Annotated in this window: 2 protein-coding genes; both read left to right on the forward strand. The window is 69.4% G+C overall.

What is annotated here, in order from left to right; translation table 11 throughout:
• On the forward strand, positions 1-453 hold a 453-nt coding region (locus tag AC1DU6_RS31640; RefSeq protein ID WP_477862139.1), incomplete at its 5' end, for a DsbA family protein.
• Positions 454-557: 104 nt separating this feature from the next.
• Positions 558-1,291: recombination-associated protein RdgC (locus AC1DU6_RS31645; protein WP_477862140.1), on the forward strand; the 734-nt coding region annotated here is incomplete at its 3' end.

Genomic DNA, 1,291 nt, shown 5'->3' on the forward strand with positions numbered 1-1,291 from the left:
GCGCTGGCCGGCACGCGCCAGGCCATCCGCGAGCGCGGCGCTGCGCTGGGCTTCGAGTTCCGCATGGAGGCACGCGGCCGCATCTACAACACGCGCGACGCCCATCGTCTGCTGCACTGGGCGGATGAAGCCTTTGGCGGCGCCGTGCAGCGCACGCTGAAGGTGGCGATGCTGAAGGCCTATTTCACCGACGGCCGTGATGTATCCAATCACGAAGTGCTGTTGAGCCTGGCCACCGCCGCCGGCCTGCCCGAGGCCGAGGCGCGCGAACTGCTGGCGGGCACGCGCTATACCGAGGAAGTGGCTGCCGCCGAGGCGGAAGTGCACGCCCAGGGCATCCACGCCGTGCCGGCCATCATCGTCAACCAGCGCCACCTGATCCAGGGCGGCCAATCGGTCGAGGTGTTCGAGAAGCTGCTGCGCCAGGTCATGGACGAACCGCACCTGGCCTGACCCACCCCTCGCCGGCGCCGCCGCGCGACCTGAGACAATCGCGGCCTGATCGCTGCCTATTTGCGAAGCCCGCCGCTGGCGGGTTTCTTGTTTGTATCGAGCCCATGTTCAAGAACCTCATCGTCTACCGCATCGGCGAGGGCTGGCAGCCCGACGCCACCCAGCTGGCCGACAAGCTGGCCAAGGAACCCTTCCTGTCCTGCGCCCCGACGCAACCCCTGGCCGTCGGCTGGGCCCCGCCGCGGGACATCGAGCACGCGCCCCTGGTCGAAGTCATCGACGGCCACTGGCTGCTCAAGCTCAAGCGCGAGCAGCGCCTGCTGCCCTCCTCCGTCGTGCAGGAGCGCATCGACGAGCTCGCCGAGCAGATCGAGGCCCAGACCGGCCGCAAACCCGGCAAGAAGGCCAAGAAGGACATGAAGGAGCAGGCCACGCACGAGCTGCTGCCGCGCGCCTTCACCAAGACCTCGGCCACGCGCGTCTGGATCGCGCCGGAGCAGCGCCTGCTGTTCGTTGACGCCGGTTCCGCCAGCCGCGCCGATGAGGTCGTCACCCTGCTGATCCAGGCCGCCGAGGGCCTGTCGCTGCAGCTCGTGCAGACGGCCGAGAGCCCCGCCGCCTGCATGGCCGCCTGGCTGCTGGACGGTGTGACGCCCGAGGGCTTCCAGATCGAGCGCGAGTGCGAGCTCAAAGGCAGCGACGACGAGAAGCCCGTCGTGCGCTATGCCCGCCACCCGCTGGACATCGACGAGGTCCGCGCCCACCTGACCAGCGGCAAGATGCCGACCCGCCTGGCCCTGAGCTGGAACGACCGCGTCGCCTTCACGCTGACCGAGGG

It is taken from the genome of Roseateles sp. P5_B10, assembly GCF_056400485.1.